Source organism: Mycobacterium sp. NPDC050853, assembly GCF_040653875.1.
Classification (GTDB): domain Bacteria; phylum Actinomycetota; class Actinomycetes; order Mycobacteriales; family Mycobacteriaceae; genus Mycobacterium.
On sequence record NZ_JBFAGW010000002.1, the window covers coordinates 1 to 22,971 of the forward strand.

At 64.5% G+C, this 22,971-nt stretch carries 22 protein-coding genes; 13 read left to right on the forward strand and 9 right to left on the reverse strand.

The window, feature by feature from the left end:
- The 3 genes from AB0H22_RS08285 to AB0H22_RS08295 all read left to right on the forward strand — a co-directional run.
- Nucleotides 1-99, forward strand: a 99-nt coding sequence (locus AB0H22_RS08285) for a hypothetical protein (protein ID WP_358146683.1), incomplete at its 5' end; no start/stop codon positions are given.
- Nucleotides 96-929, forward strand: coding sequence for an alpha/beta fold hydrolase (locus AB0H22_RS08290; RefSeq protein ID WP_180751894.1), 834 nt, complete (start codon nucleotides 96-98; stop codon nucleotides 927-929). The genes AB0H22_RS08285 and AB0H22_RS08290, both read left to right, overlap by 4 nt.
- Before the next feature lie 60 nt (nucleotides 930-989).
- Nucleotides 990-1,397, forward strand: a complete 408-nt coding sequence (locus AB0H22_RS08295) for a hypothetical protein (protein ID WP_358146180.1) — start codon at nucleotides 990-992, stop codon at nucleotides 1,395-1,397.
- Nucleotides 1,398-1,401: 4 nt separating this feature from the next.
- Here the strand turns inward: AB0H22_RS08295 and AB0H22_RS08300 are convergent, their stop codons facing one another.
- Together AB0H22_RS08300 and AB0H22_RS08305 are read right to left on the reverse strand one after the other, a co-directional pair.
- On the reverse strand, nucleotides 1,402-1,935 hold the full coding sequence (locus AB0H22_RS08300; protein ID WP_180751892.1) for a DUF3145 domain-containing protein: 534 nt from the start codon (nucleotides 1,933-1,935) through the stop codon (nucleotides 1,402-1,404).
- A 199-nt stretch (nucleotides 1,936-2,134) separates the two neighbouring features.
- Complete coding sequence (locus tag AB0H22_RS08305) at nucleotides 2,135-2,953, reverse strand: serine hydrolase domain-containing protein (RefSeq protein ID WP_358146183.1); 819 nt, start codon at nucleotides 2,951-2,953, stop codon at nucleotides 2,135-2,137.
- 23 nt (nucleotides 2,954-2,976) lie between these two features.
- Here AB0H22_RS08305 and AB0H22_RS08310 point away from each other — a divergent pair, with 23 nt between their 5' ends.
- Both AB0H22_RS08310 and AB0H22_RS08315 read left to right on the forward strand, forming a co-directional pair.
- Complete coding sequence (locus AB0H22_RS08310) at nucleotides 2,977-4,065, forward strand: S-(hydroxymethyl)mycothiol dehydrogenase (RefSeq protein ID WP_358146185.1); 1,089 nt, start codon at nucleotides 2,977-2,979, stop codon at nucleotides 4,063-4,065.
- 12 nt (nucleotides 4,066-4,077) lie between these two features.
- A complete protein-coding gene (locus tag AB0H22_RS08315) occupies nucleotides 4,078-5,835 on the forward strand; it encodes an amidohydrolase (protein WP_358146187.1) in 1,758 nt (585 codons plus the stop codon).
- An 11-nt stretch (nucleotides 5,836-5,846) separates the two neighbouring features.
- Here the strand turns inward: AB0H22_RS08315 and AB0H22_RS08320 are convergent, their stop codons facing one another.
- Entirely contained in the window at nucleotides 5,847-6,911 is a 1,065-nt protein-coding gene (locus AB0H22_RS08320) for a GGDEF domain-containing protein (RefSeq protein WP_358146189.1), read from the reverse strand.
- A 75-nt stretch (nucleotides 6,912-6,986) separates the two neighbouring features.
- On the opposite strand from AB0H22_RS08320, the gene AB0H22_RS08325 reads away from it, so the two are divergent.
- On the forward strand, nucleotides 6,987-8,360 hold the full coding sequence (locus AB0H22_RS08325; RefSeq protein ID WP_358146191.1) for a styrene monooxygenase/indole monooxygenase family protein: 1,374 nt from the start codon (nucleotides 6,987-6,989) through the stop codon (nucleotides 8,358-8,360).
- Here the strand turns inward: AB0H22_RS08325 and AB0H22_RS08330 are convergent.
- From AB0H22_RS08330 to AB0H22_RS08340, 3 genes are read right to left on the reverse strand one after another with little or no spacing between them, the layout of a single operon-like run.
- Nucleotides 8,357-10,111: a long-chain fatty acid--CoA ligase gene (locus tag AB0H22_RS08330; protein ID WP_358146193.1), complete on the reverse strand. Its 1,755-nt coding sequence runs from the start codon at nucleotides 10,109-10,111 to the stop codon at nucleotides 8,357-8,359. The genes AB0H22_RS08325 and AB0H22_RS08330 overlap by 4 nt on opposite strands.
- A gap of 53 nt (nucleotides 10,112-10,164) precedes the next feature.
- The gene (locus AB0H22_RS08335; RefSeq protein ID WP_358146195.1) at nucleotides 10,165-11,385 is read right to left on the reverse strand and encodes a lipid-transfer protein; all 1,221 of its coding nucleotides are present in this window, start codon (nucleotides 11,383-11,385) and stop codon (nucleotides 10,165-10,167) included.
- A 23-nt stretch (nucleotides 11,386-11,408) separates the two neighbouring features.
- Nucleotides 11,409-12,569 carry an acyl-CoA dehydrogenase family protein gene (locus tag AB0H22_RS08340; RefSeq protein WP_180751884.1) on the reverse strand — a complete coding sequence of 387 codons (1,161 nt, stop codon included), beginning with the start codon at nucleotides 12,567-12,569 and terminating at the stop codon, nucleotides 11,409-11,411.
- Between the two features lie 79 nt (nucleotides 12,570-12,648).
- Here AB0H22_RS08340 and AB0H22_RS08345 point away from each other — a divergent pair, with 79 nt between their 5' ends.
- From AB0H22_RS08345 to AB0H22_RS08355, 3 genes are all read left to right on the forward strand, one after another.
- A complete protein-coding gene (locus AB0H22_RS08345; protein ID WP_180751883.1) occupies nucleotides 12,649-13,233 on the forward strand; it encodes a TetR/AcrR family transcriptional regulator in 585 nt (194 codons plus the stop codon).
- Nucleotides 13,234-13,280: 47 nt separating this feature from the next.
- Complete coding sequence (locus tag AB0H22_RS08350; RefSeq protein ID WP_358146198.1) at nucleotides 13,281-13,910, forward strand: TetR/AcrR family transcriptional regulator; 630 nt, start codon at nucleotides 13,281-13,283, stop codon at nucleotides 13,908-13,910.
- A gap of 118 nt (nucleotides 13,911-14,028) precedes the next feature.
- Complete coding sequence (locus tag AB0H22_RS08355) at nucleotides 14,029-15,507, forward strand: carotenoid oxygenase family protein (RefSeq protein ID WP_358146200.1); 1,479 nt, start codon at nucleotides 14,029-14,031, stop codon at nucleotides 15,505-15,507.
- A gap of 21 nt (nucleotides 15,508-15,528) precedes the next feature.
- Here the strand turns inward: AB0H22_RS08355 and AB0H22_RS08360 are convergent, their stop codons facing one another.
- On the reverse strand, nucleotides 15,529-16,041 hold the full coding sequence (locus tag AB0H22_RS08360) for a MarR family transcriptional regulator (protein ID WP_358146202.1): 513 nt from the start codon (nucleotides 16,039-16,041) through the stop codon (nucleotides 15,529-15,531).
- A gap of 92 nt (nucleotides 16,042-16,133) precedes the next feature.
- Here AB0H22_RS08360 and AB0H22_RS08365 point away from each other — a divergent pair, with 92 nt between their 5' ends.
- From AB0H22_RS08365 to AB0H22_RS08375, 3 genes are read left to right on the forward strand one after another with little or no spacing between them, the layout of a single operon-like run.
- Nucleotides 16,134-17,120: a zinc-binding alcohol dehydrogenase family protein gene (locus AB0H22_RS08365; RefSeq protein ID WP_358146204.1), complete on the forward strand. Its 987-nt coding sequence runs from the start codon at nucleotides 16,134-16,136 to the stop codon at nucleotides 17,118-17,120.
- A gap of 57 nt (nucleotides 17,121-17,177) precedes the next feature.
- Nucleotides 17,178-19,637, forward strand: coding sequence for a glycogen/starch/alpha-glucan phosphorylase (locus AB0H22_RS08370; protein WP_180751874.1), 2,460 nt, complete (start codon nucleotides 17,178-17,180; stop codon nucleotides 19,635-19,637).
- Entirely contained in the window at nucleotides 19,634-20,269 is a 636-nt protein-coding gene (locus tag AB0H22_RS08375) for an isochorismatase family cysteine hydrolase (protein WP_358146207.1), read from the forward strand. Before AB0H22_RS08370 ends, AB0H22_RS08375 begins: the two co-directional genes overlap by 4 nt.
- A gap of 124 nt (nucleotides 20,270-20,393) precedes the next feature.
- On the opposite strand, the gene AB0H22_RS08380 is transcribed toward AB0H22_RS08375, so the two are convergent.
- A complete protein-coding gene (locus AB0H22_RS08380; protein WP_358146209.1) occupies nucleotides 20,394-21,533 on the reverse strand; it encodes an acyl-CoA dehydrogenase family protein in 1,140 nt (379 codons plus the stop codon).
- Nucleotides 21,534-21,608: 75 nt separating this feature from the next.
- Between AB0H22_RS08380 and AB0H22_RS08385 the strand changes: the two genes are divergently transcribed.
- Nucleotides 21,609-21,908 (forward strand): hypothetical protein, encoded by a 300-nt coding sequence (locus tag AB0H22_RS08385; protein WP_180751871.1) that lies wholly within the window; start codon nucleotides 21,609-21,611, stop codon nucleotides 21,906-21,908.
- On the opposite strand, the gene AB0H22_RS08390 is transcribed toward AB0H22_RS08385, so the two are convergent.
- Nucleotides 21,905-22,918 carry a M4 family metallopeptidase gene (locus AB0H22_RS08390; protein ID WP_358146212.1) on the reverse strand — a complete coding sequence of 338 codons (1,014 nt, stop codon included), beginning with the start codon at nucleotides 22,916-22,918 and terminating at the stop codon, nucleotides 21,905-21,907. The two genes, AB0H22_RS08385 and AB0H22_RS08390, sit on opposite strands and share 4 nt — an antisense overlap.
- Nucleotides 22,919-22,971 lie beyond the last annotated feature (53 nt).

Genomic DNA, 22,971 nt, shown 5'->3' on the forward strand with positions numbered 1-22,971 from the left:
GACGAAGAAATCGAACCCTCACAAACCCGCGCCGTCCTCACCCGCGCACTCGCCGAAGCCCCCAACCGCCGCGGCCGCCACAAAAACATCCCACTGTGACAGTCGGCACCACACTCACCGTCGACGGACACCGGCTGGCATATCGCCAGTTCGGTTCCGGGGACCGTGTTGTGGTGCTGTCACACGCCTTCCTCACCTCGCATTATCTGGAGCATGCGTGGGCAAAGGAATTGGCCGAGCGCGGTTTTCGAGTGATCTGCCTGGATCTGCTCGGCACCACCGCGGACGAGCGCCCGCTGGAGCCCGACCGCTATAACTCACAGGCCTTGGGACGTCAGCTCATCGGCGCCCTGGATGCCCTGGGGGTCGAGCGTGCGGTGCTCGGCGGAACCTCGGTCGGCGCCAACATTTCGGTGGAGGCGGCGGCATTGGCACCCGAGCGGGTGGCCGGCTTGCTGCTAGAGGGACCGTTCCTAGAGCGGGGCATCGGCGCGGCCGGGTATCTGTGGTCAGCCGGGCTCACCCTGTTCACCCTTGGTCGGCCACTGGTGTGGCTGGCCGGCGCGGTAGCCCGATCGTTCCCCGAAACCGAACAGCCCACCCTCGGCTTGATCCGTGAATTCCTGACCGCTTCGCCGGCGCGGTCTGCGGCATTCATGAAGGGGATGCTGGTGGGTCGGATGGCACCACCACGTGCGGTACGCCGGGCCGTGAGTGCGCCGACGATGATCCTCTCGCTGTCCGCCGATCCGCTGCATCCAGCGGCCGATGCTCACAATCTGGCGATCGATATCGTTGGTGCGCAAGTGATTTCGGTCGGAACACTGGCCACCCTCCGGTTCTGGCCGCGTCGGGTGACACCCGCGATCGTGAGCTTCCTGGTAGAGACGTTCGGTATCGACGTCACCGCCCGGCAAGCCGATGCCTAGCTCTTGCCCTCACTGTTAGAGTGACGTTTCATTCACATAATCGACAAGGGAGTCTGAGGAATGGCACTGCGGCGTAAGAAGGCACTTAAGTTGCTTGTCGACGGTCAGCCGACCGCGACGCTCGTCACGACCAAGGTCGGCCCGAGCCTGTTCCAGCGGCTTTCGGCACTTATCCAGACTCTGGTGCGTCTCGGCATTCGCCTCACAGGTATCGGCTTCCGGGCGGGCGGCGCAGGACTGGCAGCCACCGGTGTGGCGCATTTCGTCGCGCCCCAGCCGTTCGAGTCTCTCTCCAAGGTCGCCTTCCCGGAGGACACCCGCCGCTGGGTTTACCAGAACGGCGTCACCGAACTGCTGCTCGGGCTGGCACTGGCGTTCCGGCGTACCCGCATCGTGGGTAGCCTCGGCGGCCTCGCCTACATCGGCTTTCTGGTCAGCCGGGTGATCGGTAACGCCGGCAAGAGCTGAGGCTCTATCCGACTCCGCGCAGCCAGGTGACCTCGGCGCCGTCGCCGCCACTGCGGTAGGGCTCCAGAGCGTCGTCCCATGCCGTGCCCAGCATGGTGTCGAGTTCGGCGGTGATGCTGCCGAAATCGGAATCCATCAGCCCGCGCAACCGCATTTCACTGACCATGATGTCGCCGTTGGCGCTCGTGCTGCCGCTCCACATGCCGAGCTGCGGAACGTGGCTGAACCGCTGACCGTCCACGCCCTCGCTGGCATCCTCGGTGACTTCGAAGCGCAGCACCGGCCATGAGCGCAGGGCGTTGGCGAGACGCGCACCGGTACCGACCGGACCCACCCAGTTGGTGACGGCACGCAGCTGCCCCGGCATGGCCGGTTGGGCCTGCCAGCGCAGCTTGACCGTTTCACCGGCGCGTCCGGGCACCATCGATGACAGGGTTGACGACAAAGCCCACTCGACGTGCGGGCATACCGCTGCCGGTGAGGCATGGAGGTACACCACGCCGGTTGTCGAGTCGGCGAACTGAGGCGACGCGTGCATTCGTAGTGCTCCTTTGTCTTCGACGAGAACGTCTTCCCCAACGGCTCGTGAAGCTTCTAGAGCGTGTTACCGAATTACACCAATGTGCCTTGTGACACCATTGTGCCCCGTGATGCGCGTGTTGCGCCAGTCCTACCGACGACTTTGAGGTAACGGCTTCCTGAGAATTTGTGGCCGGCCTTCCGCTCACGCGGGAATCTCAGCCGAATTCCGCCAGCACCGCGTCCGAGAGCTGCGGCCACACCTGGTTGGCCCAGCCGTCGAAGGACCGGTCGGTGAGCACGACGAGCGCCAGGTCAATGGCCGGATCCACCCAGATGAAGGTGCCCGCCTGCCCGAAGTGCCCATAGGTGGCAGGCGAGTTCTCGGCGCCGGTCCAGTGCGGGATCTTGGTGCCCTTGATCTCGAAGCCCAGACCCCAGTCGTTGGGCCGCTGCACGCCGTAGCCGGGCAGCACCCCGTCCAATCCCGGGAAGACGACGCTGGTGGCACGTTGATGCGTTTCGGGAGTCACAATGCGTGGCCGCAGCAGGTCACCGACGAAGGCCACCAGGTCGTTGACCGTGGATATTCCCCCATACCCGGCGGTTTCTGCCCCGCCGGGCAGCACCGTGTCTCCCATACCCAGCGGCTCCAGCACAGCCTCACGCAGATACGTGCCGAACTCGATGGTGGCCCCGGCGGCCACCGCATGCGCCAGCACTGCGAAGCCATAGTTCGAATAGACGCGACGCGTGCCCGGCTTGGCGATGATGGCGTCAGAGAGCAGCGACAACCCCGAAGCATGTGCGAGCAGATGCTCGACGGTCGAGCCGGGAGGCCCGGCCGGGGTGGCGAGGTCGATGGCCCCCTCTTCGAGCGCTACCTGCGCCGCCCGGGCCACAAGCGGTTTGGTTACCGACGCGAGAGCGAATTGGTGCGTCACCGGGCCGATTTGGGCCCTGACCCCCTCCGGCCCCACCACCGCGGCGGAAACCGTGGGCACGGGCCAATCGGCGACAAGGTCAAGAGCACTCACAGGGATGACGATAGTGTCTCGGCATGGCTCAAACGGTGCGCGGTGTGATCGCTCGGTCGGTGAAGGCTCCGGTGGAATTGGTGGACATCGTGATCCCCGACCCGGGCCCCGGCGAGGTGGTTGTGAAGGTGCAGGCGTGCGGGGTATGCCACACGGATCTCACCTATCGCGAGGGCGGCATCAACGACGAGTTCCCGTTCCTGCTCGGCCACGAGGCGGCAGGCATCGTCGAAACCGTCGGTGAGGGTGTCACTTCGGTATCGGCAGGCGATTTCGTGATCCTGAACTGGCGTGCGGTATGTGGAGAGTGCCGCGCGTGCAAGCGCGGCCGCCCGCAGTACTGCTTCGACACCTTCAACGCGACACAGAAGATGACGCTGACCGACGGCACCGAACTCACCCCCGCCTTGGGCATCGGGGCGTTCGCCGAAAAGACCCTCGTGCACGCGGGTCAATGCACCAAGGTCGATCCCTCGGCGGATCCCGCGGTGGTGGGGCTGCTCGGGTGCGGGGTTATGGCCGGGCTCGGTGCGGCGGTGAACACCGGCAATATCGGACGCGATGACAGCGTCGCGGTGATCGGTTGCGGCGGTGTCGGGGACGCCGCGATCGCGGGCGCCGCCCTGGTGGGGGCGCGCAAGATCATCGCCATCGACACCGATGACACAAAACTGGCCTGGGCCAAGGACTTCGGTGCCACCCATACCATCAACGCCCGCAATGTCGAGGACGTGGTGACCGCGGTGCAGGAACTCACCGACGATTTCGGCGCCGATGTCGTCATCGACGCGGTGGGCCGCCCGGAAACCTGGAAACAAGCCTTCTATGCCCGCGATCTGGCCGGCACCGTGGTGTTGGTGGGTGTGCCCACCCCCGATATGCGCCTGGACATGCCGCTGATCGACTTCTTCTCCCGCGGCGGCTCGTTGAAGTCCTCCTGGTACGGCGACTGCCTACCCGAACGCGACTTCCCCACCCTGGTCAGCCTGTACCAGCAGGGCCGCCTGCCGCTGGATCGCTTTGTCTCCGAACGCATTGCGATCGGAGACATCGAGGAGGCGTTCGAGAAGATGCATCACGGCGAGGTACTGCGCTCCGTGGTGGTGCTGTAACAGGATTCTCCGTTGTCTATCAACCGGAGGCGGTTTGTGATCGGAGGTGCCACCGTGGCCGCTGCCACAACCGGTTTGGCCGCACTCACCGGGTGCGACGATGGCACCGCACCCGACGGTCCTGACGCCGGAGCCGATCTGATCTTCGTGGGCGGCCCCGTGGTGACGGTCGACGGTCAGGGCACCACGGTCGAGGCGCTCGCCGTAGCCGGCGGGAAGATCGCAGCCGTCGGTACACGGCAGAACGTGATGAAGCTGCGCACCGCCGAGACGAAGTTGGTCGAACTCGACGGACGTGCGCTGCTTCCGGCGTTCGTGGAGGCCCATAGCCACCCGAGCCAGATCGCCGCGACGCTCGGTCCACCCGCCGTGGATGTCCGCCCGTTCGTTGTTCCCACCGGCAAGGAGGTCATGCAGAAGCTGGCCGATACCGTTGAAGCCACACCGAAGGGCGCGCAGGTGCTGCTATACGGCATCGACGTGCTGCTGCAACCCGATCTCCAATTGCCCACGCGCACACAGCTCGACGCGTTGGCACCGGATAATCCGGTAGTCATTGTGGCCAATAGCGGGCATGCCGCCTACGCCAACAGCGCCTCCTTCCGGCTCGCCGGTATCACCAAGGACACTCCCGACCCCGTCGGCGCCGAGTATGTGCACGGGCCCGATGGTGAGCTCACCGGTGAGGTCCGGGAGACGGCGGCGTTGATCACCTTGGTGACGCCGTATCTGCGGAATGTCGCGGAGCCCCATGCCTACCCAAACCTGCAGTGGGCCTGCGGGCAGCTGGCGGCAGCGGGAATCGCCACGGCCAGCGAGCACAGCTACAGCGCGACCCAGCAGGGCGATCTGTACCGCAGGCTGGCCGCCGACCCTGACGTCACGCTGCGTATCCGCGCCTACGAAATGGGGACTCCCGAACTGGCCAAGGACCCGGCGCATGTGGCGGGGTCCGCTGTCGGCGCGGACCAGATGTTCGCCCAGATCGGTATGAAGCTCTGGGCAGACGGATCACCTTGGCAGGGAAACATTTTCACCTCGTTCCCCTATCTGGACACCGAGGCGACGCGCCGCATGGGCCTGGAACCGCACCACCACGGCGGTATGAACTACACGCCCGAACAGGTCACCGAACTGGCGACGGCCTTCATCACACAGGGCTGGCAGCTGTCCTGCCACGTTCACGGCGACCGCGCGGTGGACGTGGTTCTGGACGCATACGAGAAGGCCCAGTCCCCCGTCTCGGCGCGCTCCCGCCTCGAACATGTCGGTGCGATGACCCCCGCACAGTTCCAGCGCGCGGCACGCCTGGGTGTGCACCCAAGCCTGTTCATCGCACACGTCTACTTCTGGGGAGATCCGCTCATCGACGAGCTGTTCGGTGCGGACCACGGTGCGCACTGGATGTCCGCGAAGTCGGCGGTGGACGCGGGACTGCGCATTTCCTTCCACAACGACGGCAATGTCACCCCGCCAGATCCGTTGGGCAACATCGCCGCCGCAGTCACCCGCAAGGCGAAGGGATCTGGCCAAGTGCTGGCCCCTGAACAACGGCTCAGCGTCGCGCAGGCCGTGCGGGCGCAGACCATCGACGCGGCCTGGCAGCTGCATCTCGATACTGAAATCGGCAGTCTCGAGGTGGGCAAGTACGCCGATCTAGTGGTGTTGTCGGCAGACCCGCATGCTGTCGACGCGGACGCGTTGCGGGATATCACGGTGCGGGCCACCTATCTCGCCGGGCGGCAGACCTACGCCGCACCCGAGGGCTGACCGGTACGCACTCAGTGTTGGGTATCCAGCATCCCACGAGAGCTTTTGACCTTGTATAACTCGTAATCCGCTTGCTGGACAAGCGAATCCAAGTCAAGTTTACGGCCGGTTTGGGACTGCCACGCGGCACCGACGCTGATGCTCCAGGAGTCAATCCCCGCGCGCGGAGTGCTGACGCGGCGAATGGTGCCGTCGACATTCTCGGCACGGCCAGGGAACGCCACCACCAAGAATTCGTCACCACCGATGCGCGCGGCGATCTCACCGACCCGTGTGTTCGCCGTGAGCATGGCTGCCACTGCTTTCAACATCGCATCGCCGGCGCCATGACCGCGGGTGTCATTGAGTTCTTTGAGCCCGTCCACATCCATCAAGACCACGACGACGTCGACGGCGTCGATGCGACCGCGGTGCAACAGGTCAATCGCGGTTGTCACGCCTCGACGGTTCAACAGACCCGTGAGCGGATCTCGGTTCGCGGAGACTGCCGCGGCCATGATTGAGTCTCGGCCTCCTTCGAGGACTAGTTGGATGATGACCGGCATCAGTACCACCGCGGACAGCGCCGGTGCGCCGTAGGTGAACTGCGCGGACAACGTCGCACCGTCAACCAGGACGTTCATCGCCACCAGCACGCCGAACAACGCCAGGGCGAACGCACAGTGGATCACCAAGGCGCGCCTACCCAGGAAGAAGGTGGGCAGGAGCCCGACCAGGCCAAGGTATGCGACCGCACAGAGCCTGGCCGTCGGGTCGGAAAACATGGCTGCCGCAATCGCCAACGTCACATCCGCCCACATCACGAACGCCACCATGCCGCGCCGACTCGGCCAGGAAAACATGATCCAACACAGGCCGACGATCACCGCCATCGCGGCCGCGATCGCCTGGATAGTGCGTGGCCACACCCCCTGGGGCCCTAACGGGTTGAACTGGTTGGCTCCCGCCAGAACCACGATGGAGAAGCACAAGAGCCCGATGCCCACCTTGAGCTGCCTCAACTGCCCCGCGCCTCGAAGCGCATCGGTAACCAGAAGGTACTGAAACCCTGGCTCTAGCTGCTGCCGATTTTGCACACCCGATTATGACCCTTGCAATCACCGTGAGCAGGTGCCTTTCGCGCACAAGGTGGCACGCCGATAGTGGCGGGCATGACGACACGACACGGACGCAAGGCGGCCATCATCGGTGCCGGTCAGACCGGCGTTACGGCCGCACTGGGACTGCTGGACAGAGGTTTTGACGTCACCATCTACAGCGATCGTGATCAGCGGAGTTTGCGGCAGGATGTGCCCGCGACCGGCACCGCGCTGATCTTCGGCGAAGCGCAACGTGCCGAGGCGGGCCTGGGGCTGTCTAGCTACCTGGAACCGGGGCCCACCTCGACCGGGCTCAGTGTGCGCCTGGTCGACGGCAGCGATGCCGCGCGAACCGAGCTGATCGCCTTCGACGCCGACTTCGACGCGGGTACGCGCGGCGTCGCAGTGGATACCCGGCTCAAGGCCGATGACCGGCTGACCGAGTTCCGGGAACGGGGCGGGCAGTTCATCGTGGAGCGGGTGGATCCGGAACGGCTCGACTCCATCGCCGCCGCGCACGATCTGACGCTGGTGGCGACCGGCCGTGGCGGATTGTCGTCGCTGTTCCCGGTGGATACCGCTCGCACGGTGTACGACCGCCCACAGCGCCGCCTGTTGATGCTGACGGTTGCCGGGTTGGGTCATGGGCCAGAGGTTTTCGCGCATCGCGGCCCCGCCGGTGGCCGTCACAGCGCGTTCTCGTTCATCACCGATCAGGGTGAGGCGTGGTGGGGTCCGTATCTGCATAAGGACGCCGGACCGTCATGGTCGTTCCTGACCTGGGCCAAACCCGGTAGCGAGTGGGAGCGGCGGTACTCCGCCGTCGACAGCGCTGCCTCCGCCCTGCAGGCGGTGACCGGTGTGCATCGCGACTATCTCGACTGGGACCTACCGGAGGTGTTGTCGCTCAACGTCATCGAGGAGGATCCGCATTCGTGGATCACCGGTGCCGTGACGCAGCTGGTGCGGCACGGGGTGGGTCACACCGCCAGCGGGCATCCCGTCGCGGCGCTCGGTGACACCGCGGTGGCCTATGACCCGATTGCCGGGCAGGGCGCGCAGGGCGGCCTGGTCCAGGCGGCCGCTCTGGTCCACAAGGCCGCCGCGCATGACGGGCCCTTCGACACCGCATGGCTCACCGAGGCATTCGAGGAGTTCTACGACCGGCGTGCTCGTGCCGCGCAGTTGGTGACGAGGCTCTATCTCGGCGACGACGAGCTGCACGATTATGGCGACTTGTTCTTCGCGGCCGGTCATGTCCACCAGGGATTCGCGTCGAAGCTGTTCAGCCTGCTCGACGATCCGAAGCCGTTCGAACGGGTTACCTCGATCGAGTCGGCCAAGGAGCTCATCACCGAGTGGGCCGGTGAGCCGGCCGATGCCATCCTGGACCGGTTCTCCCCCGCCGGCCGATTCGCGCGGTCGGGTCTGGTGTACGCCGCCTAGTACATAGCCTCGATCAGTTCGCGGTACTTCTCTCCAATCGGCTTGCGCCGCAGCTTGTTCGTCGGCGTAAGACAGTCCGATCCGGGCTCCCAGACCTCGGGTAGCACGGTGAAAGTCTTGATCTGCTCGACGCGTGACAGGGTGCGGTTGGCGTTTTGCACACACTCGTCGACCGCTATGCGCACCGCGGGATCCGATGCGAGCTCGCCGTGCGGCCCACTGAGGCCGTGTTTTTCGGCGAACCGCGCCAAGGCGTCGGGGTCCAGCGTGATAAGCGCGGTGTTATAGGGCCGCCGATCGCCGATCACCGCAACCGGCCCGGCCAGTGGTGTGTTCGCCGTGATCGCGTTCTCGATATTGGTCGGCGACATGTTCTTGCCGGCCTCGTTGATGATGATTTCCTTCTTGCGGTCGACGATCTTGAGGTATCCGTCCGCATCGAACTCGCCGATATCCCCGGTGTGCAGCCACCCATCAGAATCGACGGTCTCGGCGGTCTTTTCGGGCATCTTGCGGTATCCACGCATGATGCTCTTACCGCGCAACAGCACCTCGCCATCAGGACCGAGTGATACCTCGACGCCGGGGACCGGCAGACCAACCGTGCCAATCTTGATCCGGTCCGCGCGGCTGATGGTGCCCGCAGCGGTGCATTCGGTCATTCCGTAGCCCTCGCTGATCGGAATCCCCAGGGCGAGGAGGTACTCGTGTACGTCGACAGGGATGGGCGCCGCACCGCTGGCTCCGACCTTCACCTGATCCAGGCCAATGCGGGTACGGATCGAGGACAGCACCAGCCGCTCGGCGATGGCGTGGCGCACTCGGTCGGGCGGCCCGAGACGCCGTCCCTCAGATTCGGCACGCGCCCGGCGTCGGCCGACGCCGATGGCCCAGCGCGCCAACGCACGCCGCAGCGGGCTGGCCTCTTCCAGCGCTGCCTCGAGTCCCATCTTGGCCTTGACCCAGACCCGGGGTACGCCGAGGAACATCGTTGGGCGCACATCAGCCAGCGCGGTAAGAACCTGCTTGGGATCGGCCACCGTGGTGACCTGCAACCCGTACAACAGATTCTGGTAGTGGCTGAACCAGCGATTGGCGGCATGCGCGTCGGGAAGGTAGGAGACGGCACGGTCGTCGAACCCGATCGGCCCCATCTCCTCGGTGATGCGGGCGTTCTCGATGAAGTTGGTGTGGGTGAGCTCGACACCCTTGGGTGGGCCGGTGGTGCCCGAGGTGTAGACGATGGTTAGTAGGTCATCCGGGCGCACCGAACGCCAGGTGTTCTCGAAGTCGAAATCGGCAGCGGGCACCAAAGTTTCCAAGTGCACCGCCCCCGCGACTGCACCGTCCACACAGACGATGTGCTCGACCTTGCCGCCTTGCGTGACGGCGGCCCGGATCTGCGGCAGAAACTGCTGCTCACAGATGACCACCCGGTTGTCGGCGTTATCGAACTGGTAGGCCAGCACCTCGGACGGGTTGGTGTTGTACACCGAGAATGGTGTTGCCCCGCAATGCAATACCGCGGTATCGCAGAGATGGAACTCGGGGCTATTCGTCAACATCAATGCGACGGTGTCCCCGGGGCCAACGCCCAGCCCGGCCAGGCCGGTGGCGATCTCGCGGACCCGGTCGCGATACTGCCGCCAGGTAATCGTCACAACGTCACCGACGGTGCGCAGCGCAACCCGATCGGGCTGCTCCGCGGCGGTCTGCTGAAACGCCTCGCAGAGCGTCGTCGGGCGGGTCATCAGATGCGCCCTCGAGACTGTGTCATCGCGCCATCCTATGGATCAGAGCCCGGTCAACGCTGCGCCGGACGATACGCTGTGACAACCACTGAACCACCGAGCCCGATGTTGTGCTGCAACCCGACACCGTCCTTGGTGGCAGCGCCGGCGACCTGGCGCTTGTCCGCCAGACCCCGTAGCTGCCAGTTCAATTCGGCGCACTGGGCCAGTCCGGTCGCGCCCAGCGGGTGTCCCTTGGAGATCAGTCCGCCGGACGGGTTGACCACCCACTTCCCGCCGAAGGTGGTGTCCTCATTGTCGATCAACTTCCCTGCTCCACCTTGATCGCACAGCCCAAGCGCTTCATAGACCAGAATTTCGTTGGCAGAGAAGCAGTCATGCAGTTCGATGACGTCGATATCCCCGGGGCCGATCTGCGCCTGCTCGTACACCGTGTCAATCGCCGCCTTGTTCATATGCGCGCCGACGATGCCCGCCGCGGTGCCATCGAAGGTGTCGGCGCGGTCGGTGACGGTGGCCTGCCCGACGATCTCCACGGCCTGATCGGCCAGCCCATGCTTGTCCACGAATTCCTCGCTCACCACGACCGCGGCCGCCGACCCGTCGGAGGTCGGTGAGCACTGCAGCTTGGTCAGCGGCCCCACGATGGTCCGCGAGGCCAGGATGTCCTCCAGCGAGTACTCGTCCTGGAACTGGCTGTACGGGTTGTTGACCGAGTGCTTGTGGTTCTTGTACCCGATCCAGGCCAGCTGTTCGGCGGTCAGGCCGTACTCGCGCATGTATTCCTCGGCAGCTGCGGCGAACATCCACGCGGTCATCGGGAACTGCGGCTGGCTGATCTCGCCGAGCGCGGTGAGCTGCGGACCCAGCGGTGATTCCCGGTCGGCGAACTTCATGCCGAGCGAACCGGGTTCCATCTTCTCGAATCCCACCGCGAACACCGCATCGGATTGTCCGCTGCGAATAGCGTTGGCCGCCATGAACAATGCGGTGGATCCCGTGGAGCAGTTGCTGTTGACGTTGTAGATCGGGATGCCGGTGTGGCCCAGCTCGTAGAGCGCCCGGTGGCCCGAACACGAGTCGCCGTAGACGTTCCCGATGAAGGCCTGCTCGATCTGCTCGTACCGGACACCGGCGTCGTCGAGCGCCTTGGTGCCGGCCTCCTTGACCATGGCCGGGTAATCCCAACCCGCCGCATGTTCTGTTGGCTGACCCGGCTTCTCGAATTTGGTCATGCCGACGCCGACGACGAAAACCTTGTTGTGCTGCTTCATTGCCACTCCTTACCCGCGCCTCGTCACAAAGACCGAGAGATGATTTCCTTCATGATTTCGCTTGTGCCACCGTAGATTTTGTTGACCCGGGCAGCCGCGTAGGCCCGCGCGATCGGGTACTCCATCATGTACCCGTAACCCCCGAAGAACTGCACACACCGGTCGACCACGGATACGCCCTTGTCCGCGGCGATCAGCTTGGCGATCGAGGCGGTCGCGGGGTCGTTGTTGCCGTCGAGGTATTGCTGGATGCAGTAATCCACCGTGGTCTTGATGGACAGCACCTCGGCCTTGAGCTCGGCGAGCTGGAACTTGGTGTTCTGGAACTTGATGAGCGGCTTGCCGAATGCCTCACGCTCCTTGGTGTATTTGATGGCCTCCACCAGCGCACCCTCGGCCATACCGGAGCAGGCCGCAGCGATGATGAGCCGCTCGCGGGCCAACTGGGACATGAGCTGATAGAACCCCTGTCCCTCTTGCTCGCCGAGCAGATTGCCGACCGGCACCCGCATATCGGCGAAGAACAGCTCGCGAGTGTCCTGACCGTGCTGGCCCACCTTCTCCAATACGCGCCCCCGCTGAAAACCGGGCAGGTCCTTGGTCTCGGCAACGATGAGGGAGACTCCGGCAGCACCTTGGGACGGATCGGTCTTGGCGACGATGACGAGCAGATCGCAGTGAGTGCCGTTGGAGATGAACGTCTTCGAGCCGTTGACGACGTAATGATCGCCGTCGCGGATCGCGGTGGTGCGCACCGCCTGCAGGTCCGAGCCGGTGCCGGGTTCGGTCATCGCGATGGCCAGTACCAGGTCGCCGCTGATGATGCCCGGCATCCAGCGGGCCCGCTGTTCCTCGTTGCCGTAGGTGTTGACATAGTGCGCGACGATCGGCGAGTGCACGGCCCAACCGGTCGAGGTGTCCTGTGCGAGCGCCAGCTCCTCGCCGACCACCGCGGAGAGGCCGAAATCGCCGCCGGCGCCGCCATACTCCTCGGGCAGGTCCAGGCCCAGCAGCCCGGCGTCGCCCATCTTGTTCCAGAACTCGCGGTCCACTTGGTGCTGCGCACTCCAGCGTTCCTGGTTGGGCGTGGACTCCTTACGCAGGAATTCGGCGGCATGCTTGCGCAGGTCGCGGTGCGCGTCGGTCTCCCAGGACGCACGGTAGGCCGGGAAAAGTTCGGACATGTGTTGGACCTCCTCGTCGAGTCAATACAAGTGTATTGTTTCAGATTCATTTGTAAAGGGCTGCGGTATGATGGGCCCCATGGCAAACCCGCGCGCGACCGATGAGGACCTCACCGCAAAGGCGCGTATTCGGAATACGGCGCTGGATCTCTACGCCCAGTACGGCGAAGAGCGAATCTCGTTGCGTGCGGTGGCATCCGAGGCCGGGGTGACCCTCGGGCTGGTACAGCACCATTTCAAGACCAAGGCAGGCCTGCGCGAGGCCGTCGACCAGCTCGTCGTCGACTACTTCGTCGACACACTGCGGTCCGTCAGCGGCGAGAAGGACCCGCGCAAGCTTGCGGCAGCTCGCGACAGCGCGGTGACGCACATGCTTGAGGCGAACCCGCCCGTCGTCAACTACGTGCGCCGAGCCGTGCTGGAGCCTTCCGATTCACAGATGCATCTGCTGGACGCGCTGATCGGGCTGACCCGCGATGAGGTGTCCACACTGCGCAAGGAGGGCATGGCCCCGACGGCTCGTGCCGAATCGACTCAGGTTGTCTCCGTGCTGGTTCGTCAGATGGGCGCGTTGCTTCTGCAGCCACTCATCGATGCCGCGTGGGATCGGGTGCAGCACGGGAAAGCACCTAAGCCGACGCTCTCGATCAAAGTGCTCGACTGACCGCGTGAATTCATCGCACGGGGATGCCGGGCGGTTACGGTATTTGAGTGCCACCACGTAAATCCAGCACGTCGCGACCGACAGGGCGCAGCCCCGGCTACCGTCCGACCGACGATGAGCTGCTCGATCTCGTGCTGCCGGTCGTTGCCGAATATGGTTGCAGCGCGGTGACCATGGAGCAGATAGTGGCATCCGGCCAGGTCACAAAACAGACGCTATACGCACATTTTGGTTCCAAGGAGGGACTACTCATACGGCTTGTCAGCCGTGAGGCGGCGTTGATGCGCGCCATCTTCGACAATGTGTCAGCACCAGAAATGGTCAACCTCGATGATCCGGTCGCCTCGTTGAGTGCCGCGCTGGAACCGTTCTTCGTCCATGCCGCATCACGCCCACTCGGAATGCGATTACTCGCCGATTCCACGGCACCTCGGATCCCTGGGTTCAATGAGCAGGTTCTCACCGACGCGGTCACCCGGATCACGACCGCCCTCGCGCCATTGGATACGAAGGGTGCTGCCGACCCGCAGCGACGCCTGCTGTTGGCGACCATGTCCGCCAGCGCCATACGGTCCGGCGTCATGGCTGCGATTGCGCACGGAATTGACCCGGAGGTCGCGGTGCGCGCATGCGCGACCTTTATCGTGGCCGGCGGCGCTGCCACGTATTACCTGTAGCCCCCGACCGCCGACACCTGGTAGCCAAATTGGCTCTTGTCACACCCATTCACAAGGTCTACCGTCGAGCTTGACTATACGTTCTAGCTACAACGGTGTAGAGGAAATGGGTGTCATCATGGAAGTAGATTTACTCTCCGACGAGCACGTGCTGCCCGTCGATCGCGAAGTCACCGCCACCACACTCAAGGTGACAGGCGAGATCCCGAAGTTTCTCAACGGGAGATATGTGCGCACCGGACCCAATCCACTACCCGGACAATATGACCCGAACAACTACTCGGTCTTCGGGCTCACCGGCGACGGCATGGTGCATGGCGTTCGGCTGCGCGACGGCCGCGCCGAGTGGTACCGCAGTCGGTGGGTGCGCACACCGAAAGTGTCCAGATTGCTCGGCGAGAGGCCGAAGCCGGTCAATCACCGCGTCGGCACGTCCCTGGTCGCGCCACAAACGACCGTGTTCGGGTTCGGCGGTAGGACGATCGTCGGCGCCGAGGGCGGCGTCGCGCCCTATGAATTGACCGATGAGCTGGAGACCGTCGGAACCTGTGATTTCGGCCGAACATTGGAAGGCGGCTATACCGGCCATCCCAAACTCGATCCGGTCACCGGTGAGCTGCACGCCGTCACCTACCAGCTCGTCGGCCCCGCAATCGCCCACTACGTGGTGATTGGCACTGACGGAGCGGTGCGCAAGAGGGTCCCGCTCGACGTGCCCGGACGGCCTCTCCTGCACGACATCGCACTGAGCGAGAACTACGTGATGATCTTTGATTGTCCACTGGTGCTGGATCTCTCGCTGCTGACCCGTCGTTATGCGCCGCCATTCCTTAGTCGCATTGCGGCGGGGGTTCTCGGCCGGTTCGAGCCGCCAGCACTGGCCGGACCGCTGGTGAACAGGGCCCCACGCCCCAAAAACGCGGAAGTGCCCATACGTTGGAAGCCATCACACCCCAGCCGGATCGGCGTGATCCCGCGCAGCGGCCCGGCCACGGTCCGCTGGTTCGATATCGAGCCGTGCTACGTGTTCCACACCCTCAACGCCCATGAAGAGGACGACTCCATCATCGTTGACGCGTGCCGAATCACCGGCCCCGACAAGGACTCTGAATACAGAGTTGCCGATGTGCTTGACAAGGGCCGGCCCCGGCTACACCGATGGGAGATCGACCTCGTCACTGGCGCTGTCAAGGAATCCTGGACCGACGAACGTCTGCAGGAGTTCCCGATGGTCGACCCGCGCAGGGTCAGCCTGCCGCACCGATACGGCTTCACCACCAGTATCGGAGACACCGACATCGACACCCTGGAAAGCCTCGATGACGCTCGGGCCTCGCTGATCCGCTACGACCTCACCCACGGCGGCACCACGGAACACAAATTGGAGGCGGGACACATACCGGGAGAGTTTTCACCGGTTCCACGCTCCAAGAACTCCGACGAGGCCGACGGGGTGCTGATCGGGTATGAATACGACCGCAGCACCCATCTAAGCAACATGCTGATTATCGACGCCCAGTCGATGGAAAAGCTAGCCACAGTTCACCTTCCGTCACGGATTCCGTTCCAATTCCACGGAAACTGGATAGCGGACTAACGGTTCTTGGCAAGGAACCGCCTATCGCCCGGCCGCCGCAATCCGCACCCCGTCCTTGCCTGCGGCCAGTAGATCCTGCAACACCTTCTGGACGACCTGCAGGTCCGCATTGCTGTACCGCTGCAGGAAATCGCTTACACCGCATTCCATCTCGTCGTGCAGCTGACGGTGCACCTCGGCGACCGCACGCCCATCGGCGGTCATCGTGAGCTCGATCTCCTTGCGGTTACCGGGGATCGGCGCGCGCTCCACCCAACCCGCGTCCACCAGCCGCTGCACATGCTTGGATACCGTGCCCTTGAGCTGACCCGAGCGTGCAGCCAGGCCCACCACACTGACCGGCCCGTCGGCGATCGCCGCCAGCAGGTGCAGCGACAGTGTCGGCAGGGTTCTGATGAGATGTTCCATCCGCGGCGGAAGCCGTGATGCCATAAAATCCCGCTCGGCGTCCCCGTCGTCATCCGACTCGAACTTGTCCCCCACCGCACCCACCAGGGTGTTGATGCTGCCGATCAGCGCCAACTTGGTTTTCATGGAAACCATATTGCCATCCGGACGGGGGTGTCGTACATTGTTTTCGATGGTTTCGATGGAAACTATTTCTACGGAAACTTGAGGAGTGAGCCATGAAGGCAGCAGTCGTGCATGAGTGGGGACAGCAACCGGCCTATACCGACTTCCCGGATCCGCAACCCCCCGAGGACGCAGTGGGCGCCGAGGTCGCCACCGTCGAAGCCTCCGCCCTGACCAACCTCACCCGGGCCGTCATCTCCGGAAAGCACTACAGCAGCATGGAAACTCGCCTTCCGGCAATCGCCGGCGTCGATGGCGTGGCCAGGCTTGCCGACGGCAGACGCGTGTACACCGGGGCTATCGCGCCGTACGGCCTGATGGCCGAACGCACCATCGTCTACCCCGCGGGTGCCGTCGAGGTGCCCGAGCACGTCGATTCGGTGACCGCCGCCGCGATACCCAATCCAGGACTGTCGGCCTGGCTGGCCCTGTCCTATGCCGCCGCGGTGCAGCCCGGCCAGCACGTGCTGGTGTTGGGCGGTACCGGGGTCACCGGATCCTTGGCGGTGCAACTGGCGAAATCCGTATTCGGGGCCGAACACGTGACGGTGGCGGGCCGTAACGCCGAGCGGCTGGCCTGGCTGCGTACGGTGGGCGCAGACGATGTCATCGCACTGGGCAGCGACGACCTCACCGAACACGTCATCGCGCAGCACACAAAGCGCCCGTTCGACGCCGTGCTGGACTATCTGTGGGGCTCCCCCGCCGAGCAGACCCTGAACGCACTGGCGGCCAGCCACTCGTCGGCGCACTTCCATGGCACCCGCTTCGTGCAGATCGGCGCGATGACCGGCGAGACCGTCAGCGTCAACGCCTCCACCCTGCGCAGCACCGGCATCACCCTGTGCGGGGTCGGCATCGGCAGTGTCCCGCCCGAGTCCCTGCTACAGGCCCGCACCGAAGCCCTGCCGAAGCTGTTCGCCATGGTCGAGAGCAGAGACCTGCACCTGCAGACGCTGTCCCGGCCGTTGGCCGATATCGAAACCGTGTGGGCGGCGAGTGAGCCGTCCGGAGTGCGCGTGGTGGTCACCCCGCAGTAACCTGCTGGTCGCCTGTTTCCGGTTTCCCTATGCGCCATCCGATGGCACGGTGTGGGCATGGATGAACACTCCCGCACCGGACTGACCGCCGAACCGCTGCAGCGGGCCATCATCGACCACCTGCGGTACTCGATCGGGCGCCCGGCGAGCGTGCTCACTCCCGCGCATTACTACCGCGCACTGGCCCTCGCGGTGCGGGATCGCATGCAGCAGCGCTGGATCGCCAGCATGCAGACCTATCTGGACCTGAGCCGCAAGGTGGCGGTGTACCTGTCCGCCGAGTTCCTGATGGGCCCGCAGCTGGGTAACAACCTGCTGAACCTGCAGATCGAGGCCCAGGCCCGGGACGCCCTGTCGGCGCTGGGTCAGGACCTCGATGAGGTGCTGGCATGCGAGGAGGAGCCGGGACTGGGCAACGGTGGCCTCGGGCGCCTGGCGGCCTGCTATATGGACTCGTTGGCCACCCTGGACCGACCCGCGATCGGCTACGGCATCCGCTACGAGTACGGGATCTTCGACCAAGAGATTCGCGACGGCTGGCAGGTCGAGAAGACCGACAACTGGCTGGACAACGGAAATCCGTGGGAGATAGCCAAACCCGACCTCAACTTCCTCGTCGGATGGGGCGGTCACACCGAGCAGTACCTGGACGGGGCCGGAAACTTCCGTGCGCGCTGGATCCCGCAGCGCTTCCTCAAGGGCATCCCCTACGACACCCCCATCCAGGGCTATGGCGTGAACACCTGCAACACGCTGACCCTGTGGAGTGCCCGCGCCGTGCAGTCCTTCGAGCTGGACGCCTTCAACGCCGGTGACTACTACAAGGCCGTCGAGGACGAGGTGGCCTCCGAGACTGTCACCAAGGTGCTCTACCCCAACGACGAGCCCGAGGCCGGTAAACGGCTGCGGCTGCTGCAACAGCACTTCTTCGTCTCATGCTCGCTGCAGCGGGTATTGCACATCCTGGAGGATGTCGCCGAGCGGCCCGTCACCGAGCTCGCCGAGCAATTCTCGTTGCAGCTCAACGATACTCACCCGTCGATCGGTGTCGCCGAGCTGATGCGGCTGCTGCTCGACGAGCGTGGGCTGAGCTGGGATGAGGCCTGGGAGATCACCGTGGCCTCGTTCGGGTACACCAACCACACGCTGCTGCCCGAGGCGCTGGAGACCTGGCCACTGGGACTGTTCGCGGAATCCCTGCCCCGGCATCTGGAGATCATCTACGAGATCAACCGGCGCTTCCTCGACGAGGTGCGCTCGCGCTTCCCCGGTGACGACGCCCGACTGCGGCGGATGTCGCTCATCGGCGAGGAGGGCGGCAAGAGTGTGCGCATGGCGCACCTGGCCACCGTCGGCAGCCACGCGGTCAACGGTGTCGCCGCGCTGCACTCGGAGCTGCTGAAAGAGAGTGTGCTCAAGGACTTCTTCGAGCTGTGGCCCGAGCGGTTCAGTAACAAGACCAATGGGGTGACGCCGCGCCGGTTCCTGGCGCTGGCCAATCCGGGGCTGCGGGAGTTGCTCGACGACACCATCGGCGAGGGCTGGCTGACCGATCTGGACCGGCTGCGTGAGCTGGAACCCTACGCGGAGGACTCGTCCTTCCGGATGCAGTGGCGAGAGGTCAAGCGCCTCAACAAGGCCCGGCTCGCCGAGTATGTCCTGTCGACCACCGGGGTCGATCTGGACCCCAACTGGATGTTCGATATCCAGGTCAAGCGGATCCACGAGTACAAGCGTCAGCACCTCAACGTGCTGCATATCGTCACGCTGTACCACCGGCTCAAGCAGAACCCGGATCTGCGGATCGCGCCGCGCGCCTTCATATTCGGCGGTAAGGCCGCGCCCGGGTACTTCATGGCCAAGCGGATCATCAAGCTCATCAACGCGGTCGCCGAGACCGTCAACAATGATCCGCACGTGAGCCAGTACCTCAAGGTGGCGTTCCTGCCGAACTTCAACGTCAAGAGCGCGCACCTGATCTACCCGGCCGCTGATCTGTCGGAACAGATTTCGACGGCAGGCAAGGAGGCATCGGGCACCGGGAACATGAAGTTCATGCTCAACGGTGCGCTCACCATTGGCACCCTCGACGGTGCCAATGTCGAGATCCGCGAGGAGGCCGGGCCCGAGAACTTCTTCCTCTTCGGGCTGACCGTGGACGAGGTGCAGCGCCTGGTGCACGACGGCTACCGGCCCGAGGATTTTGTCGAGCTGAACGACGAGCTGCGCGCGGTGCTGGATCTCATTGGCGGCGGGCACTTCTCGGGGGGCGACCCGGAGGTGTTCCGCCCGGTGGTGGACTCGCTACGCGGCCACGACCCATTCCTGGTGCTGGCCGACTACTCCGCGTACATCGAGTGCCAGGACCGAGTATCCGAAGCGTGGCATGACGTGACGGCGTGGACGCGGATGTCGATCCTCAACACCGCCCGCAGCGGCAAGTTCTCCTCGGACCGCGCCATCGCTCAGTACTGCGAAGAAATTTGGGGTGTGCAGCCGGTTACTGTGCAGGTGTGACAAGCTTCGTCGCTCCTGAGTGGGACCGGGCCGCGCTGGTGGTCATCGATGTGCAGGTCGAGTTCGTCTCCGGTGTCATGACGGTGCCGGGGACCGCCGATCGGATACCCCAGCTCGGTCGGCTTGTTGCGGCATTCCGCAGGGCCGGTCGGCCCATCGTGCACGTGGTGCGGCTCTATGTACCGGGCGGCACCGACACCGATTTGCCCCGTCGCGCAGAGATTCTCGCGGGGCGCGAGGTCGCAGCGCCGGGTAGTGACGGTTCACAGATCCCGGCCGAGCTCTTACCGAACGGTGAGCGGCTGGACCCGGAGCTGCTGCTGGCGGGCGGTTTCCAGGAGATCGGTCCCGCCGAGCACATTCTGTTCAAACCGCGCTGGAGCGCCTTCTACCGCACCGGTCTGGAGGAACATCTGCGCTCGCGGGCCGTCTCGACCGTGGTGGTGGCGGGTTGCAACCTGCCGAACTGCCCGCGCGGCACGCTGTTCGACGCCTCCGAGCGCGACTTCCGCGCGGTGCTCGTCGAGGACGCCACCTCGCAGGCGACTCCGGAACGGTTACAGGACCTAACGCTGATCGGTGTCAGTGTGGCCGACACTGCATCGGTGGAAGAGGAGCTGGCGCGGGTCTGAGGTTTGGGCCGATTTCGGGGACATGTCTCGAGTGCCCGGCTATGAGCGACATTTATCTGGGGACGCCAGATTGTCGCTCAGAGGCGGGCACATTGAGGTGTGCAGCCCGGCGCCCCCTGGACTCTCAGGCGAATCCGTCGATTTGGGATAGCACCCGCATCATCACCTCGTCGGCTCCGCCGCCGATGCTGAGCAGACGCTGATCCCGGAAGAACCGCGACGTCCACGTCTCGGTCATGTACCCCATGCCGCCATGCACCTGCAGGCACCAGTCACCGGCCTCGCGGACCAGCGGCCCGGCGGTGAGCTTGGCGATAGTCACCTTCCGCGTCACGTTCTCTCCCGCCATGTACCGGGCGGCGACATCGCGGGTATAGGTCTCCAGCATGTCGGCCCGCGCGGCCAGGTTTGCGTACTGGTAGGCCAGGTGCTGGTTCTTGGTGAGCGGCTTGCCAAACACCTGGCGCTGCAAGGCATATTCCTTGGTGCGCTGCAACGCCCTGTTCACGCTGGCGGGGATGCCATAGGCGCCGAACATGCGCTCCATCACGAACTGCGACATCTGCTGCTGGAACCCCCGCCCCACCTCGCCGATGGTGTGTGACACCGGCACCCGCACATCGTCGAACGTGATCAGACCGGTGTCGGAGGCGTGCATGCCGAGCTTGTCGAGCTTGCGGACCTCGTATCCGGGAGTCTTGGTTGGGACGATGATCTGGCTCATCCCCCCGTAGCCGCCCTCATTGGAGGTGCGGGCCAACACACACAACCAGTCGGCCTGAACAGAGTTGGTGATGAACATCTTTGAGCCGTTGATCACCCAGTCGCCACCGTCGCGGCGCGCGGAGGTCTTGATGGCGGCCACGTCAGAACCGGCGTCCGGCTCGGTCACCGCGATGGCGGCGATCTGCTCACCCTGCAGCGCCGGTGCCAGGAACTCGCGCTTGAGCTCGTCGCTGCCGTGCTTGTGCAGCGATGGGGTCGCCATCGCCACGTGAACTCCGAATGCCATCGGGAAGGAGCCGTGGTCCACCCGGCCGAGTTCCTCGGCGAGCACCAGGGTGAAGAGGTGATCGGCGCCCTGCCCGCCGTACTCGGGGTCGTATTCGAGACCGACGAATCCGAGTTTGGCCATATCGGCGATCACGTCGTGCAGCGGCATCATCTGCTCGCGTTCCCACTCGTCGACGTGGGGGTTGATCTTCTCCTCGATGTACCGGCGGACGGTACTGCGGAAGTCTTCGTGCTCGGACGAGAACGTCATCGGTCTCTCCTTCATGGGATGTGAGGTCCCATCTTGCCTCAGCCGAGCGAGCTAACATGGAGGCGGAGGTTCGTCATGCGATTAGGTGCGGTGCTTGTGTCGCTGGTAATTGCGCTGTCACTAGCGCCGACGGCTGCCGCGGACCCCAGCTGGCCAATAGCCGGTTCGGGCTCGGCCAGCGAAACCATCTCGGAACTGGAGAGCCAGGGTTACGAGGTCCAGATCAATTGGGTGCAGGGCAACACTCTGACGCCGCTGGAGTTCTGCACCGTCAACGGGATCAACAACCCCGATCGTTCCGGCACGCAGGTCAAGGCGAATACGACCGTCTACGTCGACGTCTCCTGCCCCAACTACTGGGACACCGGCGACTAGAGCCCGACCTCTGCCCAAGCCTCGTCAATCGCTGTTGCGGGCGACCCGGCGCTGGGGCGGGCGGCAGCGATCTGCCGGGTGAGTTTCGCGAAGGCCTTGAACGTCATGTTCTTTCTTGCCTTCGGGCTGGTCAGCGCGTCATACCAGACCGTCCCCACGGCCTCCCAGGATGCGGAGCCGTGTTTGGTCGCCGCGAGGTAGAACGCGTGGTTGGGGATGCCGCTGCCATCATGCGGGTCACTGCCGGGAACATAGTCGCGATAGTGAGCCGGTTGCGGCGAGAGGCAGTGGCCGGCGCCGGGTTCCGCGAGATCCCGCAGGCACGTGTACCCCTTGTCGAGGGCACGCGGCCCCAGGATGTCCTTGCCGATCAGCCAATCGGCCTTGTCCGCGGTCTGTTCTGCTTGCCATTGCCGGAACATCGAACCGAATACATCCGAGACACTCTCGTTCAATGCCCCGGCCTCGTTCTCGTAGTTCAGGCCCGCGGTGAATTGCGTAACCCCGTGTGTCAGTTCATGACCGATCACATCGTTGGCCTTGGTGAAGTCCAGAAACAACTGGCCGTCGCCATCGCCGTACGCCATCTGGGAGCCGTTCCAGAATGCGTTGGTGTACTTGACGCCGTAATGAATGGATGAGACCAGCGTCATCCCCGCGTTGTCAACGGAGTTGCGCCCGAAGCATTCCCGGTAGAACCGCACGACCGCTGCCGTTTCAGTGAATGCCCGCCGGGCGGTGGCGTCATCGGAGGTGGCGGGCTCGGCCACGGCCACGCCCGGCAATGACGTGGTCTGCCGACAATCGAATACCGGTGTTTCGGGGACCTTGGCCAAGGCACCGGCCACCGACCCGGCCTGGGTAGCTCGCGTGTGCGCATTTCGCAAAGTACGCCAAGACAATTCGGATGCCGCCGTGGACAACAGAGCCACTCGCGAGTCTTCGGCGATATCGCCATCCTCGGCCAGTCGCGACAGTACGGCCGGCGGGATGATGAAACGCGTGCACATTACGGATCACCCTACCCGGCAGCGTGCATGCTCGCTCGGCTCGTGAGCGGTGA